A 14,461-nucleotide genomic window follows, 5' to 3' on the forward strand; every position below is an offset into this window, starting at 1 on the left:
CGCGCGCTGCGTGATCACGCCGTGAGACCTGCGTGAGCGATTAACGCAGTTTTGGCGGTCTTTGCGGGTCGGACCCCGGAGCCGGAACCCTGCGCAGGGTCGGTTCCTGCAACTGCGGCAAATCAAACCGCAGCCCAACCTTATCCATTTGCGCCACAATCGGATCACCCGCGCGGAAGAACCCGACGTCAAGTGCTCCCGCTTCGATGCCCGAAAAAGTCAGCGCCTCTGCGACTGCCTTGGTCAGGGCATCCTGGGCTTCTGGCACGGCCTGCACAAACCCCAAAAGATGGCCGCGCCCGCCCGTATCATAAGACACACCAATCAGATACGCGCATTGTGCAAGCCCCATGGCGGTTGCCAATTTGCCATCCAGCGCCGTGATCAGCGCCTCTGGCAGACCCGCAGGCGGATGCATCTGCGTGATTTTCGCTTCGACCTCATCGGGTGCGTTGCCAAGTGTGGCGTGCAGCCAATCCACCGCCCTATGCGGCAGCAACATAGCCGATGGCGTCACATCAAGGTTCACCCCCAACCCGATGCCCTGCCCGGCCAGCATGCCCGCAATCACGCGTCCCGACAGCGCCACATAAGGCACCGGTTGTCCGGCAAACTGGGCCAGTCGCTCTTCGCGATCAAACACCAGCACATAGCGCCCATCCTCAAGCTCAAACACCTCCGGCGTGACCTGATCCCCGTCACCCGCGTCCTGCGCCAGCATCAGAAACATCTCGCTTTCCGCCAGTTTTTCGAAATATCGCAGCCGGGCCGCGTCCTCCTGGGGGGCGGCCTCCATCGCGGCATGCGCGCGGTCCAGCGCGGTTTCTTGTGTCATTGCGGCACCTCGGGCTTGATCGTGGTCTGGTCTGATACGTCCTTTGTCAGGCATCCGGCAATATATCTGCGCACCACCGGATGCCTGCCTGCCGTTACCCTGCGCCGTCCACAAGTGCAAATGATGACGGCGCGGATCAGAAGAATACGGTTTTGATGACAAGAGGTTCGGATGCTTTTGCCCCCTCGCCCGGATGGTTACGGCCTCAGTTTTGGTTTTTGACCTGCATCATCTGTGTAAAAGCGCTGTCGCCTTTGAGCGAACCCCCGGCACGGCTGATTTTTCAGGCGAGCCAATTGTTCCAACCCTCCGGTACACAAATCCCGCCGCTGTTCCACGCGCAACAAGCCGGACAGGAGGCTACGAAACATGAACGTCAAGGGATCACCACCCGCGATGTTACGGGGAATTCCGACGCTCGGGTGGCGCAGGATGGGCCTGCAACCGCCTTGGATGCAATCAAAAATCGGCTCGGGCGGGTCTCGGGGAATGACTGCGCCGATGGCAAACCACCCTGTTGCAGTCCGGATGCAAATCACGGCGGCATCCCTGTCGGATATCTTTCCGCCCGCCGTTTTAGGAGCGCGCCAGCCCTGCGTGAAAACTGCTTCGGGGTCGCCCCGGAACGCCATGTGTCAAAGCCGCGTGCCAACCCCCTCGGGGCCGCGCCAAAGGTGCGAAAACTCCCGGTTGATCTCTGGCAAAGCAGGCATTCAAGCGTTGTTCGGGGACCGATGGCGGAAATCGAGTCTATCGTTTTCAAGAAAAAGCTCCGGGTCGAGCGTAAATTCTGGCCCATGTCGCGGGATCCACACGCCAATGCTGGTTTGTCACCAGATCAGCGAGCAAAACACGCAAGGTCATGAATTCGCGCGGCGTCCCCGCCAGAACCTTCCGATGTGCGGCAGAGAAACAAAATCAGCATCTCTCGATACGACACGGAAAAACTGCGCCTTCCATTTCATTTCGACAAAAGTCGAAATAAATGTTGCAACGACTCAATAAATTCAATACTTCTAGAAACATGGAAATGAATTTTGCAAACGATATCGATCTGACCGTCGCGGCGGCGCAATTTGCGGCTCTGGGCTCGGAACAACGGCTGAGTGTTTTGCGCATGTTGGTGCGGGCTGGCCCGGAAGGGCTGAGTATTGGCGTTCTGGGCGCACGCACGGGCGTGACGGGATCAACCCTTACGCACCATATGAAAATACTGACCTCAGCGGGCCTTGTGACACAGGTAAAACAGGGGCGCAGCGTCATCTGCGCCGCCGTGGCCTTTGACGATGTGCAGGCCCTTTCCAAATTCCTGTTGAACGAATGCTGTGCCGATCGCACGGCCCCGGATGGAGAGCACCGCCATGGCTGATGCCACCCCGACACCTTCCGCAGTCCGACGTCTGCCGCGCCCTGGGGCCTGGGGCGTCACGCTCAGCCTGCTGATCCTGGTTGCAGTGTTTGATACCGCCCGTTTGACATCGACCCTTGAATTTGTGGCGAAAGCACTAGCGGGCACGGCGCCTTTCATCCTTTTCGCGGTTCTGGCCGTCGCCTATCTCAAGGCCTCCGGCGCGGAAACACTGCTGGCCAAGGCCTTTTCCGGCAATCAACCCCGCATGATCGTCATGGCGGCGCTGCTGGGCGGTTTGTCGCCATTTTGCAGCTGCGAAGTCATCCCCTTTATTGCCGCCTTGCTGGCGGTCGGCGCGCCGCTGGGGGCTGTTATGGCCTTCTGGCTGGCCTCTCCGCTGATGGACCCGGCCATGTTCCTGATTACCTCTGGCACGCTGGGATGGGAATTTGCGACCGCCAAGGCCGTCTCGGCGATTGGCCTCGGGATGTTGGGCGGCTTTGGCACCATGCTCTTTGCGCGCACGCCTGTTTTTGCCGACCCCTTGCGCGAACGCCCTGCCGTTGGGGGATGCTGCGGTGCCAAGAAACCCTTCAGCGGCGCACCGCTCTGGCGCTTCTGGCAAGAAACGGAACGGCGCGATACCTTTCGCGATACAGCGCTTGAAAATGCGATGTTTCTGCTGAAATGGCTGACCCTGGCTTATGTAATTGAAGCGTTGATGCTTGATCATGTGCCCGCTGAAATGATTGCGGGCCTGCTGGGCGGAACAGGTGTCTGGACGATTGTGCTGGGCGCTTTGGTTGGGGCGCCTGCCTATCTCAACGGCTATGCCGCGGTGCCTCTGGTGGATGCGCTGTTGAGCCAGGGAATGGCACCGGGGGCGGCGATGTCCTTTGTGATCGCAGGCGGTGTCAGCTGCATCCCGGCGGCCGTCGCCGTCTGGGCCCTGGTCAAGCCGCGTGTCTTTCTGGCCTATCTGTCCTTTGCCCTGATCGGCGCGGTTATTGCTGGAATGGTCTGGCAAACCCTGGCCTGAAACTCCCGCGCGCGCCGCTGAGCTACACTCAAACCGCACAGCCCCGGACAGGACGAACCAGAGCGCCCCGGCAAGAGGGCGGCGTTTGAGACCAAGAACAAGCGTTTGCGTGACAGGAAACGCATCAAGAAGAACGCGGTGCGTTCTTCACGACCCACCTCAGCCCCGCAAAAAGGTGCCATTGCCAGATGTCGATAATCCCGCGGGATATCAACAAGCGCAGACGTCGCAAATTTACCATGTCAAAGGCGCGCCTTTCGTTTTTCACCGCATTACCAACCCTCATCATGGGGTAATATTTTACTAACTTGCCATACCCATATATGCGCCGAAATCGGAAATCTTGATCCAACAGGCGGATGGCAGGGCGGCGGCATCAGTGGATTATTGTTGGGACGCAGTTTGCGACATCAGCGGACCGTATTGCCGTAAGGACGCCTCTATAAAACCCCGCATCGACCCGGTATCGCGTTTGACCCCTGTTGTCTGCAATGAACAGGCCGAGCTTGCAACGCGCGACAAGGTGTTCAATCCACGTAGCTGCAGATGAAACCAACCCGTATGGAAGCCCATCGCCAGGTGCGATATCGTATCATCAGCGCCGCGCCATAGGCCTCGCATCAGGCCAGCAATCCACGTAAATTCGAAAATCCGTCGCGGCCTCCTTGATCTTTTCGAGTGTCTACCTGATGATCTCCTTCACGGCTTTCCTTATTCGCGAACAGGTGATTTCCTAATATGACAAATGTTTCAGTTGGCGCTCTTAGGATCGGCAACGACCAGCCTCTCACCCTGATTGCGGGTCCGTGCCAGTTAGAAAGCGCGGATCACGCGCAGATGATCGCCGGCAAGATGAAAGAAGCCTGCGACGCAGCCGGTGCGCAATATGTCTTCAAGGCGTCTTATGACAAAGCCAACCGCACGTCGCTGAACGGCATCCGGGGCCTCGGGATCGACGAGGGGCTCAAGGTTCTGCAATCCGTGGGCAAAAAGATCGGCGTGCCGGTCCTGACGGATGTACATAATGAAGCGCAATGCGCCCTTGCCGCCGATGCGGTCGATATCCTGCAAATCCCGGCCTTTTTGTGCCGGCAAACCGATATGTTGCTGGCTGCGGGCGCAACGGGCGCCGCGATCAACGTCAAAAAGGGGCAATTCCTCGCCCCTTGGGAAATGCCCAATATCGTAACGAAAATCGAATCGACGGGTAACAAACGCATCCTGCTGACCGAGCGCGGCACGTCTTTTGGCTACAACACCCTCGTGGCTGATATGCGGTCTTTGCCGCAGATGGCACAAACAGGCTACCCGGTGGTGATGGATGCGACGCATTCGGTCCAACAACCAGGCGGGCGCGGTGGCTCTTCGGGGGGGCAACGCGAATTTGCACCGGTCATGGCGCGCGCGGCGGTCGCCATCGGCGTGGCGGCGGTTTTCATCGAAACCCATGAGGACCCGGACAAATCCCCCTCCGATGGCCCGAATATGGTTTATCTGGACCAAATGCCCGCGTTGATCGAAACCCTTATGGATTTTGACCGGCTGGCCAAGGCATCGCCTGTGCAAATCTGATCGTCGTTCCGCGCGACGTCCGGGCGCGCGGAATTCAATCGAACAGCTTTTGTAACAGCTTGTTTTTTAGCTCATCCTTCACGGCATCTTCCGTGGACTGGCCTTCTTGTGTTTCGATCCCGAGCTTATCGGAGAGTTTTTCTTTGGCGCGCGCCTCCAGCTCATCCGCTTTGGCATCCAGTTCCGCATCAAAAGCCGCCTCGAGATCGGGGCGAATTTTGACGTCCGACCAGGGTCCGGTGAACCGTACAGGGATAGAAATACCCTGCCCGCTATTGGCTCTGAGCGCGACGGGGGTTGCGGTGAAATCCACGGTTTGCGTACCAAGCCCGACCTCGCCCGCGCCCGATGCCTGATAGTTCTTGAGCTGCAACAACAGATCGGAATTGCGCAGCACGCCCGCGGCGATGCTCCAAGTCGCGTTGAGGCTGTCAAAGACCGTTGTTCCCGCGCCCGCATCGCCCGAGCGCATCAGCCGATCCAGATCAATACCCAGGATTGTCCCGCGACCCACCGTAAGAGACCCATCCCCGGACAGCGACCGCATGATCGCATCAACCGATCCGCCAGACCCCAGAAATGTTAACCGCACTGTGCCGTCGCCGGTCAGCCGGTTAATATCTGCGGCATCGCTCAGCAAGGGTTGCATCTGGATGCCATTTGCCGTCAAACCGCCGCCGATCGAAAGCCCGGAACGGTTATTCATGACAAACTCGCCCGTCACAGTACCGCCATAGGCCTGCACATCGCGCAACTCAAAGACCATGCGCGAGCGGTCGTTGCGCAGCAAGGCGCGCGTTGCGCCCAGTTTGAACTGACCGAGATCGATGCTGTCAGCACTCAAGGCAATCTCACCATTGAACGCCGCCAAACCGCTGGCATCCAGCGGCGTTTTGGGCCATCCACTGCCAGCCGCAGGTGAATTGGCCGGAGCGGGGGACGCGGCACCAGTTTCGTTCGCCCCCGTGGACGGGGTCTCGCTCTGCGGCAAGACAAGGTTGCCCACATCGAGTTGCGCATTGATCTGGGGCACCGCGCTCAAGATGACATCAGCCGCGCCAGAGAGTTTGTTCCCCCCCAGATCAACCGCCAGATCCCGCAGCGCCAGCCTGAGATCACTCGTGAGGGTCAAGGCCGTTTTGAGATCGATACGGCGGCCAAGCGTGTCCGGCAATGCGACACCCGGCACACCGGCTGCGCGCAGAAAGGCACCGGAATCATCGGTTTTCAGCAGCAGGGTTCCGTCCACCGCCCCCGAAATACTGCCCTTGCCAGTAAATGACAGCGTGCCTGCATCCGTCTGCACATCTGCCCGCAGCGTCTGGGTTTGTCCCGCAAGAAACACCGCAAAACCATCGATACCCGCATTAATGTTCACTCTGGCATCGGCGGGTTGAAGGGAGAGCGCGATGTCGGCTTTTCCAGCCGGGTCGGGCCAGTCCAGCGTCATATCAACGTCGTCATAGGATTGGAGAGGGCTGCCTTCTGCATTGTAGACGAAACTGGCATTGGTAATTTTTACCCGCTCGATGCTGAACCCGCGTGCGGTGGTTTCGGGCGTGGCAGGTGCCGCAGAGCTTGGTTCTGCTTGCGTGACGGCTGCCTCGGAAAACACCCAATTGGCGCGCCCATCGGCGCGTTGTTCAAGCTGGATCACCGGGCTTTCAGCTTCGATATTGGTGATCCGGATGTCACCGCCCAGCAGCGACATGGCCTCGACCCCAATGGCCACCTGATCGGCCTCAAACATCGCATCGGCCTCTGCCCAATCGGTATTGCCAATGCTGAGCCCCTGGACACGCGCCCCAAGAACCGGCCAGAATGTCAGCCCCACATCCCCGCTGATCGATACATCCCGCCCGGTTGCGGCACTCAATTGATCCGTCGCAATCCGTGCAATCCGCTCTGCTGGCAGCAACAAAACCGACACCACGGCGACCCCTGCCAGCACCACCAGCAAAACCACCAGACGCAAAATCCACTTCATGCCGCACTCTTCCCTTGCTCACGAGCCCTTTTCTGGACCCCATACTTCCACTATAGCGCAGATCATGAGCACAAACCCACCCAATCTGCGTCCTGATCTGGCCCCCAAAGCCCGGATGAGTGATCCCGCCCGCCCCGGTCAGCCCACCATCGGCATGGTCAGCCTCGGCTGTCCCAAGGCGCTGGTCGACAGTGAGCGTATTTTGACACGTCTGCGGGCCGAAGGGTATGGTATTTCGCCCGATTATGCCGGTGCAAATGCGGTGATCGTAAACACATGCGGTTTTCTGGACAGCGCCAAGGCCGAAAGCCTGGCGGCCATCGGCGAGGCCTTGCAGGAAAATGGCCGGGTGATCGTCACCGGCTGCCTGGGGGCGGAGCCTGAATATATCACCGGGGCGCACCCCAGCGTGTTGGCCGTGACCGGCCCGCATCAATATGAACAGGTGCTGGATGCGGTGCACGGTGCGGTGCCGCCCAGCCCCGATCCGTTTGTCGATCTGCTGCCCGCGTCCCAAGTCAGCCTGACACCGCGCCATTTCAGTTACCTCAAGATTTCAGAGGGCTGCAATCACAAGTGCAAGTTCTGCATCATCCCCGATATGCGTGGGCGTTTGCAATCACGCCCCGCCCATGCGGTGCTGCGCGAAGCGGAGAAGCTTGTGCAAAGCGGCGTCAAGGAATTGCTGGTCATCAGCCAGGATACCTCAGCCTACGGCGTGGACATCAAACATGCGACGGATCGCGGGCATCGCGCCCATATCACCGATCTGGCGCGTGATCTTGGCTCACTCGGGGCTTGGGTGCGGCTGCATTATGTCTACCCTTATCCGCATGTACGCCAGCTTATTCCGCTGATGGCGGACGGGCTGATCCTGCCCTATTTGGACATTCCGTTTCAACACGCCCACCCGGAGGTGTTGCGCCGCATGGCGCGCCCGGCGGCGGCGGCAAAAACGCTGGATGAAATCGCGGCCTGGCGTGATATTTGTCCCGATCTGACGCTGCGCTCCACTTTCATTGTCGGCTATCCCGGTGAAACCGAGGAGGAATTCCAAACCCTGCTGGATTGGATGGATGAGGCCCAATTGGACCGCGTCGGCTGCTTTCAGTACGAAAACGTGGACGGGGCGCGCTCAAACGCGCTGCCGGATCATGTGCCCCAAGAGATGAAACAAGACCGCTGGGATCGTTTCATGGCCAAGGCGCAGAGCATCTCAGAGGCGAAACTGGCCGCTAAAATCGGTCAACGGATGGAGGTTATCATCGACGATATCGATGCGGAGGCCGCAACCTGTCGTACCAAATCAGATGCCCCCGAGATTGACGGCAACCTGTTTATCGATGAAGGATTCGAGGCGCTCGTTGTCGGCGATATCGTGACAGTCGAAGTCGAGGAGGCCGGAGAATACGACCTTTGGGGCCGTGTGCTCGAATAAGGCGTGAGCTGCATCAACGCGAGCGGCCCCTGACAAATCACCTGTTCCGTGTTACATGGAACGCTCTGAAAAGCGCAGCGATTGCATCATATCGCTTTTATTCCAGAAAGGTTCCTTATGTCCGAACGTCCCAAGATCGCCCAGAAATCCCCCTACCCCGTCGAGGTATCCGCTGGCAAAGCCTACTTCTGGTGCTCTTGCGGCCAGTCCTCCAAGCAACCGTTTTGTGATGGCTCGCATAAGGACACCGGGTTTACGCCCGTGAAATACGAAGCGGATTCGGACAAAACTGTGTTTTTCTGTGGCTGCAAGGCGACAGGTAAGGTGCCGCTTTGTGACGGGGGCCATAACAAGCTCTAAGCGCTCTTGCTAAATATTAACGGGCCACTGTTGATTTTGTTCTCTTTTCGTTCTAGATGTAAAGGAACGTAAGGAGGCGTCGTTATGTCTTTTGAGCCAAGTTTCCCTGGTCTGTTTTCGCAAGCGCAAGGCGCGCGACCCATTGAGCAGCCCCGCCCCGTCACGGAGAAACAATTGCGCTACGCACAGTCCATCGCCGCAAAAACTGGTGCCGTGATCCCCAAGGGAACAGACGCCAATCGCGCGAAACTATCCGCATGGATTGAAGCGCATAAACCGAAAGCCGTCACAGGGCGGTTTTCTAATTACCCCTCCTCCAAGCAGGTCGCTTTTGCGGAACGGATCGCGCGGATAAAGCGCCGCGACATCCCGCGCGAGTGCTTTCGTGACAAAGGCATGATGTCGAACTGGATTGAGAGTAACAAGCCTGGCTGATCTGCGACAATTCGGACCGTGGCAAGAGGCCAAGACCGGGTTATGTCAAGTGCATGACACAAGTGAGCGTTCTTTATAATGCGGATTGCCCCGTATGCCGTCGGGAAATCGACCATTATGCGCGGATCAGTAAGGCGCATTCTTTACCTGTCCGATTTGACAACCTGAATGACCCCGATGTTTTGCGCGAGTGGCGTATCGACAAGGAGCAGGCGGCCAAGCGATTGCACCTGCGCAAAGGCGATCAGGTTTTCAACGGCGTACCCGCGTTCATTGCCTTGTGGGACAGCCTGCCGCGATATCGCTGGCTGGGCAAACTGGTCAAGCTGCCGGGCATCCATCGCCTGGCGGTCTGGACCTATGACCTTATCCTGGCACCGCTGCTTTACTGGCGGCATCAGAAACGTGTTGCCACATCAGCCTGCGGGCATTCACCACAACGCGATCCCTGAACTACCCACGCAGGTCTTTGCGGCCCTTTCAAACCGGGGCATCGCACAATTGGTCAGGTCGCTCATCGCGCACCTCAATCCACTTGTGAAACCGATACAATGATAGCGCCCCTATAACCCCGCAGCGGTACGGCGCACGGTTTCCAATCGCTGGCTGTTGGGTGGATGCGTGCCCAGGAATTTGTCGCCCGGATCTGGAATGCGGGCAAAAAACTGCGCACCCCGCAATGGGTTATATCCCGCACGTGCCGTAATCACCGTGCCCAATGCATCCGCTTCAAGCTCAAAATCCTTGGAATAGCTGCGAGCCCCAAGCTGCGCGCCGGTGCGTTGCGCGGATTGCACCGTTTCCGCACCCCCGCCCACCAGGACTGCAAGGACCCCCCCGATCACCGCCCCGGCCACCGCGTTTTGCTGCTGGCGCGCGATATGTCCGGCGATGTGATGCGCCGCCTCATGACCGAGGACAAAAGCAAGCTCGTCGGAATTCTGCGCGTCATCAATGAGCGCCTGTGTGAAAATGATAATGGGGCGTCCGGCATCATTGAGCGTCTGATAAGCATTGGCGGGTTGATCGGCGCGCGGGTCGATACCAATCTTGAAATTGCAATTGACGCCTCTGGTGCGGTTGCGACACTCCTGCTCGGCTACGGGTTCGACCACGCTGACGATCTGAGAGAAGGATTGCTGCCCGGAGGCTGTATTTTCAATACGCAACGGTCCCGATGTCGCAACAGGCCCCCCACCCGTTGCCACCCCGCATCCGGCAAGCAGCAGCGCGCTTATAACTGTGACAATCGGTTTGCATGGCATCGGGCTGCATCCTCTCGGCTCTTATTTTCACATTCATCATCTTAGCACCTTCATTGTCAGCGGCCAGCCCGATCACGCAGCTTTGTGCTCTTGCATCAGCGGGCGCATGGCGTACTCTGGCCACATGTTTACAATTGAACATGAATTTGACGCGACCGTTGTGACGCTGGTGGATGACGGCAGCGCACCGTTGCAGGAGGACGTGAGCGTGCATGCCACGGAAAGCGCGATCCTGCTGAACCAATATGACCCCCGCACGGATCGCATCGTTTCCATCACCCTGTCACCGGAACAGTGGCGCGATCTGACCGCCGCCCTGAACCTGCCCGAAGGCGTCTACCGCGTTCCCTAGACATCGTTTCAACTGGCGGCTCGCGTCCGCCCCCCTCTCCGGAGCCCACATTCAATGAGCATTGGCACGCATATCACCACCTATTTCGACGGGCGCTGGCACAAGGGCGATGTTGCAGTCATGCGCGCAGCGGATCACGGCAGCTGGCTGGGGACGACCGTCTTTGATGGTGCCCGGTTCTTTGCCGGGCGCGCGCCCGATCTGGCCCCCCATTGCGCGCGGGTGAACCGTTCGGCTGAGGCTTTGATGATCCGCCCGACCGTCAGCACGGCGGATATGGTCGAAATCATACGCGAAGGTCTCAAGCACTATGGCCCGGATGATGCCGTCTATATCCGGCCGATGTATTGGGCCATTCACGGGGATGCCACGGCGATTGTGCCGAACCCTGATGAGACCGGATTCGCGATTAGCCTAGAGCAGGTTCCGATGGCCCCGGCGGATGCGGCGGTGACGCTCGCCCATACCCGGTTTCGTCGCCCCGTGCTGGAATCCAGTGTCGTGAACGCCAAGGCCGGGTGCCTTTATCCCAATAACGCGCGCATGCTGGCAGAGGTGCGCACGCGGGGTTTCAGCAACGCATTGGTGGCGGATGCCTTGGGCAATGTGGCCGAAACGGCGACAGCCAATATCTTTATGGTCAAGGACGGCGAGGCCTTCACCCCCATCGCCAATGGCACCTTCCTCGCCGGGATCACCCGTGCACGTCATATCGCCAATATGAAGGCGGATGGCATAGCTGTGCATGAAAAAGTCCTGAGCTTTGAGGATTTTCATGGCGCGGATGAGGTTTTCATGACCGGAAACATGTCGAAAATTACGCCGGTCAAGGCCTTTGAGGACACACAATATCAGGTCGGGCCGATGGCGCGGCGCTTACGCGATATGTACTGGGATTGGGCAGCCTCCCAGCCGCTATGATGATCCTTGGCTATTGCCTGATCGCAGGAATATGGCCCGGATTTCTTGTTCACTTGCCGAAGTGAGGGCCCCATCGTGGATTGCTTCGGGCGGATAGAGCCAGCTTTCAGCCGGATCATGTTTCATCGCCCAGTCCGGAAACAGGCGATCCTCAACTGACCCGCTGGCCAGCTTCGTAATCTCAAGATGTCTGTCATCCCGGCAAATGCGCTGGAATGTCGCCTCGACCTGCACCGCAGGGCCTTCGAGCAATTGTAAAAACACATCCGAGCGGCAAATCAGGGCACCGGTGATATCATCGCGGGTATTGCGTTGGCGAGATGTTGCAAGAATGGACGCCAGCATGTTCAGATCATAGCCGAAGGGCCGTGACGCATAGATGAGTTGCAAGTTGGGCATGGGTTGATGACCCCCGTTTCTGCATCACAGCATCGCGCCTGCGCGGGCAACTGTCCAGAGGCATTGCAGCGTAGATTGCGATTGCGCCCTCGGGCGTGACCCGTCATGATCCGGCACAAAAAGGGGGACATGGTAGGATGCGTAAGTTTCTTGTCGTTCTGGATGATAGCCGCGAATGCCTGAATGCAATGCGGTTTGCGGCAATGCGGGCCGCCAATACAGGCGGGGGCGTTGAAATCCTGTCGGTTATTCCACCGGATGAATTCAACCACTGGATCGGGGTCGGTGCCATGATGCGCGAAGAGGCGCGCGAGCGGATCGAAGTGCATTACGAAGTTTTTGCCAAATGGATGCGGGACCGACAGGGGATCGATCCGGGGCTGGTGATCCGCGAAGGACAACCCGTCGACGAAATCCTGGCGCAAATTCATGAAGATCCAAGCATCGGCGTGTTGGTGCTTGGTGCTGGAACCGATAAAAAGGGACCCGGACCGCTGGTGACGCAGCTGACCAAAAGCGCGGGCAACTTACCGATACCAATCACCATCGTGCCCGGTGATCTGAGCAAAGAGAAGCTCGAGGCGATTACCTGATCAAATCTGTCGGAAAGGGCCCTCCGAGAAAGATTAGAACGATTCCAAACCTTGACTTAGCCGCCCTGCGTCCGCATATCTGATGTAACATCAGGAGAGGCACCATGTTCATCCAAACCGAATCGACCCCCAACCCGGCGACATTGAAATTCCTGCCGGGTCAGACAGTGCTGGAAATGGGTACTGCGGATTTCCCGACACCGGAAACGGCTGATAAATCGCCGCTCGCCACAAAGATTTTTGCCGTAGAGGGCGTGGCGGGTGTGTTTTTCGGCACCGATTTCGTAACCGTTACCAAGGCGGAAGCCGTGGATTGGGATCACATCAAACCCGCTTTGCTGGGCGCGATCATGGAACATTTTCAGTCGGGCCAACCGGTCATGGCCGGAGATCATACGCCCGTCTCAGGCCATGCCGAGCATGAGGGCGAAGACGGTGTGATCGTCGATCAGATCAAGGAATTGCTCGACAGCCGCGTGCGGCCCGCCGTGGCACAGGACGGTGGCGATATTACCTTTCATGGGTTTGACCGGGGCGTTGTCTATCTGCACATGCAGGGCGCTTGCGCGGGGTGTCCCTCTTCAACATTGACGTTGAAGATGGGCATCGAAAACCTGCTGCGTCATTATATTCCGGAAGTGACGGAAGTGCGCCCCGTCGCCACCTGAGCCCTTGTGTTCCGTGGCATCGCCCGCAATCCCCAAAACGCCGATGGTATTGGCGTTTGACACCTCCTCAGCCCATTGCGCCGTCGCCGTTCTTGTGGGGGATCGCATTGTCGCCCAGGCGCAAGAACCCATGGCGAAGGGGCAGGCAGAACGGTTATTGGTCCTGTGCCAGGAAATGATGACGCAGGCTGGTGTTGCCTATTCCGACCTGACCGCCATTGGCGTCGGGATCGGCCCCGGTAATTTCACCGGCATTCGTATTTCAGTGTCTGCGGCGCGCGGCCTGGCTCTGGGGCTTGGCATCCCGGCGATTGGCATATCCAGTCTTGAGGCCCTTCAATATGGCGCAACTGCCCCCTGCGCCTGTGCGATCGATGCGCGCCGCGAACAGATTTATGTCCAGATATTTAACGGCGAAACCATTCAGGCGCCGGCGCTTTACGGCGTGGATCAGATGCCGGTTTTTGATGGCCCTCTGATCGGCCACGGCGGACAGTCCCCCGCCCGGCCTGTGGCGCAGGCCATCGCCCGATTGACGATGGCACGACAAGACACAACCGCCCCACGGCCCGCCCCGCTCTATTTGCGCGCTGCGGATGCAGCACCGGCGCGCGACGCAACGCCCCTGATCCTGCCATGACACCACAGGCGCTTGCCGATCTGCACCGCAGAGCATTTATGTCCGAGCGGGCCTGGTCAGCGCAGGAATTCAGCGATTTATTATCAAACAAATACGTTTCATTCATTGATGAACCGGGAGGATTTGCGCTCATCCGCTCGGTTGCGGGCGAAGACGAGCTTCTGACGCTCGCGGTTGATCCCGCATGCCGCCGCCAGGGCATAGCGGACCGTCTGATGTCACATTGGCTTGCCAAACCGACCGGAAATATCGCTTTCCTGGAGGTCGCCGCGGACAATACACCGGCCCGGCGGCTTTATGAGAAACATGGTTTCGCCGAAACCGGGAGGCGAAAAGCCTATTATGCGCGCGACGGTCGCCCGGCAGTTGATGCGCTCTTGATGTCAAATGCACCTAAAACATTTCGCATTTAATCTGAGGCATATCCGGCAGCCTTGAGGAGGTTCCAGCATTCGCTTGGATCAAACGGATCATAAATGTCGCCGAGGGCCTGGAAGTTTGTATCAAACGTTTTTGGTCCGATCCGTCTCAGATGGGCTTTGAGAAAGCCATCTCATCCACTGGCCGTCAGGGTATTGCGCAGCAATGTCCCCAGAAGCAATAAAG

18 protein-coding genes are annotated in these 14,461 nt (G+C 58.5%); 14 read left to right on the plus strand and 4 right to left on the minus strand.

Annotated features, from left to right (window positions below; all coding sequences use genetic code 11):
- Positions 1-40: 40 nt before the first annotated feature.
- Positions 41-835 carry an SseB family protein gene (locus tag ROLI_RS15005; RefSeq protein WP_187432114.1) on the minus strand — a complete coding sequence of 265 codons (795 nt, stop codon included), beginning with the start codon at positions 833-835 and terminating at the stop codon, positions 41-43.
- A gap of 254 nt (positions 836-1,089) precedes the next feature.
- Between ROLI_RS15005 and ROLI_RS15010 the strand changes: the two genes are divergently transcribed.
- The 4 genes from ROLI_RS15010 to kdsA all read left to right on the plus strand — a co-directional run bounded on the left by ROLI_RS15010 (position 1,090) and on the right by kdsA (position 4,797).
- Positions 1,090-1,701 (plus strand): hypothetical protein, encoded by a 612-nt coding sequence (locus ROLI_RS15010; protein ID WP_187432113.1) that lies wholly within the window; start codon positions 1,090-1,092, stop codon positions 1,699-1,701.
- Between the two features lie 158 nt (positions 1,702-1,859).
- On the plus strand, positions 1,860-2,204 hold the full coding sequence (locus tag ROLI_RS15015) for a helix-turn-helix transcriptional regulator (protein WP_187432112.1): 345 nt from the start codon (positions 1,860-1,862) through the stop codon (positions 2,202-2,204).
- Positions 2,197-3,225, plus strand: a complete 1,029-nt coding sequence (locus tag ROLI_RS15020) for a permease (RefSeq protein WP_187432111.1) — start codon at positions 2,197-2,199, stop codon at positions 3,223-3,225. The genes ROLI_RS15015 and ROLI_RS15020 overlap by 8 nt, the downstream gene beginning before the upstream one ends.
- 738 nt (positions 3,226-3,963) lie before the next feature.
- A complete protein-coding gene (kdsA, locus tag ROLI_RS15025) occupies positions 3,964-4,797 on the plus strand; it encodes a 3-deoxy-8-phosphooctulonate synthase (protein WP_338469190.1) in 834 nt (277 codons plus the stop codon).
- A 34-nt stretch (positions 4,798-4,831) separates the two neighbouring features.
- Here kdsA and ROLI_RS15030 read toward each other — a convergent pair whose 3' ends face one another.
- A complete protein-coding gene (locus tag ROLI_RS15030) occupies positions 4,832-6,784 on the minus strand; it encodes an AsmA family protein (RefSeq protein WP_187432109.1) in 1,953 nt (650 codons plus the stop codon).
- A gap of 64 nt (positions 6,785-6,848) precedes the next feature.
- On the opposite strand from ROLI_RS15030, the gene rimO reads away from it, so the two are divergent.
- The 4 genes from rimO to ROLI_RS15050 all read left to right on the plus strand — a co-directional run bounded on the left by rimO (position 6,849) and on the right by ROLI_RS15050 (position 9,469).
- Entirely contained in the window at positions 6,849-8,222 is a 1,374-nt protein-coding gene (gene rimO / locus ROLI_RS15035; protein WP_187432108.1) for a 30S ribosomal protein S12 methylthiotransferase RimO, read from the plus strand.
- Between the two features lie 117 nt (positions 8,223-8,339).
- The gene (locus tag ROLI_RS15040; RefSeq protein ID WP_187432107.1) at positions 8,340-8,582 is read left to right on the plus strand and encodes a CDGSH iron-sulfur domain-containing protein; all 243 of its coding nucleotides are present in this window, start codon (positions 8,340-8,342) and stop codon (positions 8,580-8,582) included.
- Between the two features lie 84 nt (positions 8,583-8,666).
- The gene (locus ROLI_RS15045; protein ID WP_262386693.1) at positions 8,667-9,017 is read left to right on the plus strand and encodes a hypothetical protein; all 351 of its coding nucleotides are present in this window, start codon (positions 8,667-8,669) and stop codon (positions 9,015-9,017) included.
- Between the two features lie 53 nt (positions 9,018-9,070).
- Positions 9,071-9,469, plus strand: a complete 399-nt coding sequence (locus ROLI_RS15050) for a thiol-disulfide oxidoreductase DCC family protein (protein ID WP_187432106.1) — start codon at positions 9,071-9,073, stop codon at positions 9,467-9,469.
- Between the two features lie 111 nt (positions 9,470-9,580).
- On the opposite strand, the gene ROLI_RS15055 is transcribed toward ROLI_RS15050, so the two are convergent.
- Complete coding sequence (locus ROLI_RS15055) at positions 9,581-10,282, minus strand: M48 family metallopeptidase (protein WP_187432105.1); 702 nt, start codon at positions 10,280-10,282, stop codon at positions 9,581-9,583.
- Positions 10,283-10,406: 124 nt separating this feature from the next.
- On the opposite strand from ROLI_RS15055, the gene ROLI_RS15060 reads away from it, so the two are divergent.
- Both ROLI_RS15060 and ROLI_RS15065 read left to right on the plus strand, forming a co-directional pair.
- Positions 10,407-10,634: a hypothetical protein gene (locus tag ROLI_RS15060; RefSeq protein WP_187432104.1), complete on the plus strand. Its 228-nt coding sequence runs from the start codon at positions 10,407-10,409 to the stop codon at positions 10,632-10,634.
- A 54-nt stretch (positions 10,635-10,688) separates the two neighbouring features.
- Positions 10,689-11,555 carry a branched-chain amino acid aminotransferase gene (locus ROLI_RS15065; protein ID WP_187432103.1) on the plus strand — a complete coding sequence of 289 codons (867 nt, stop codon included), beginning with the start codon at positions 10,689-10,691 and terminating at the stop codon, positions 11,553-11,555.
- Here ROLI_RS15065 and ROLI_RS15070 read toward each other — a convergent pair.
- The gene (locus tag ROLI_RS15070; RefSeq protein WP_187432102.1) at positions 11,550-11,954 is read right to left on the minus strand and encodes a BLUF domain-containing protein; all 405 of its coding nucleotides are present in this window, start codon (positions 11,952-11,954) and stop codon (positions 11,550-11,552) included. The two genes, ROLI_RS15065 and ROLI_RS15070, sit on opposite strands and share 6 nt — an antisense overlap.
- A gap of 137 nt (positions 11,955-12,091) precedes the next feature.
- On the opposite strand from ROLI_RS15070, the gene ROLI_RS15075 reads away from it, so the two are divergent.
- The 4 genes from ROLI_RS15075 to ROLI_RS15090 all read left to right on the plus strand — a co-directional run bounded on the left by ROLI_RS15075 (position 12,092) and on the right by ROLI_RS15090 (position 14,268).
- Positions 12,092-12,547, plus strand: coding sequence for a universal stress protein (locus ROLI_RS15075; RefSeq protein ID WP_187432101.1), 456 nt, complete (start codon positions 12,092-12,094; stop codon positions 12,545-12,547).
- A 104-nt stretch (positions 12,548-12,651) separates the two neighbouring features.
- Positions 12,652-13,215 (plus strand): NifU family protein, encoded by a 564-nt coding sequence (locus tag ROLI_RS15080; RefSeq protein ID WP_187432100.1) that lies wholly within the window; start codon positions 12,652-12,654, stop codon positions 13,213-13,215.
- A 13-nt stretch (positions 13,216-13,228) separates the two neighbouring features.
- Entirely contained in the window at positions 13,229-13,855 is a 627-nt protein-coding gene (tsaB, locus tag ROLI_RS15085; protein ID WP_316247509.1) for a tRNA (adenosine(37)-N6)-threonylcarbamoyltransferase complex dimerization subunit type 1 TsaB, read from the plus strand.
- Positions 13,852-14,268, plus strand: a complete 417-nt coding sequence (locus ROLI_RS15090) for a GNAT family N-acetyltransferase (protein WP_187432099.1) — start codon at positions 13,852-13,854, stop codon at positions 14,266-14,268. Before tsaB ends, ROLI_RS15090 begins: the two co-directional genes overlap by 4 nt.
- Positions 14,269-14,461: the final 193 nt, after the last annotated feature.

It is taken from the genome of Roseobacter fucihabitans (assembly GCF_014337925.2).
Taxonomy (GTDB): Bacteria; Pseudomonadota; Alphaproteobacteria; order Rhodobacterales; family Rhodobacteraceae; genus Roseobacter; species Roseobacter fucihabitans.

Bases quoted from the DNA above. Each gene is read 5' to 3' on its own strand.
- ROLI_RS15005 (WP_187432114.1), bottom strand. From the start codon at position 835: ATGACACAAGAAACCGCGCTGGACCGCGCGCATGCCGCGATGGAGGCC.
- ROLI_RS15015 (WP_187432112.1), top strand. From the start codon at position 1,860: ATGGAAATGAATTTTGCAAACGATATCGATCTGACCGTCGCGGCGGCG.
- ROLI_RS15020 (WP_187432111.1), top strand. From the start codon at position 2,197: ATGGCTGATGCCACCCCGACACCTTCCGCAGTCCGACGTCTGCCGCGC.
- kdsA (WP_338469190.1), top strand. From the start codon at position 3,964: ATGACAAATGTTTCAGTTGGCGCTCTTAGGATCGGCAACGACCAGCCT.
- ROLI_RS15030 (WP_187432109.1), bottom strand. From the start codon at position 6,784: ATGAAGTGGATTTTGCGTCTGGTGGTTTTGCTGGTGGTGCTGGCAGGG.
- rimO (WP_187432108.1), top strand. From the start codon at position 6,849: ATGAGCACAAACCCACCCAATCTGCGTCCTGATCTGGCCCCCAAAGCC.
- ROLI_RS15040 (WP_187432107.1), top strand. From the start codon at position 8,340: ATGTCCGAACGTCCCAAGATCGCCCAGAAATCCCCCTACCCCGTCGAG.
- ROLI_RS15045 (WP_262386693.1), top strand. From the start codon at position 8,667: ATGTCTTTTGAGCCAAGTTTCCCTGGTCTGTTTTCGCAAGCGCAAGGC.
- ROLI_RS15050 (WP_187432106.1), top strand. From the start codon at position 9,071: ATGACACAAGTGAGCGTTCTTTATAATGCGGATTGCCCCGTATGCCGT.
- ROLI_RS15055 (WP_187432105.1), bottom strand. From the start codon at position 10,282: ATGCCATGCAAACCGATTGTCACAGTTATAAGCGCGCTGCTGCTTGCC.
- ROLI_RS15060 (WP_187432104.1), top strand. From the start codon at position 10,407: ATGTTTACAATTGAACATGAATTTGACGCGACCGTTGTGACGCTGGTG.
- ROLI_RS15065 (WP_187432103.1), top strand. From the start codon at position 10,689: ATGAGCATTGGCACGCATATCACCACCTATTTCGACGGGCGCTGGCAC.
- ROLI_RS15070 (WP_187432102.1), bottom strand. From the start codon at position 11,954: ATGCCCAACTTGCAACTCATCTATGCGTCACGGCCCTTCGGCTATGAT.
- ROLI_RS15075 (WP_187432101.1), top strand. From the start codon at position 12,092: ATGCGTAAGTTTCTTGTCGTTCTGGATGATAGCCGCGAATGCCTGAAT.
- ROLI_RS15080 (WP_187432100.1), top strand. From the start codon at position 12,652: ATGTTCATCCAAACCGAATCGACCCCCAACCCGGCGACATTGAAATTC.
- ROLI_RS15090 (WP_187432099.1), top strand. From the start codon at position 13,852: ATGACACCACAGGCGCTTGCCGATCTGCACCGCAGAGCATTTATGTCC.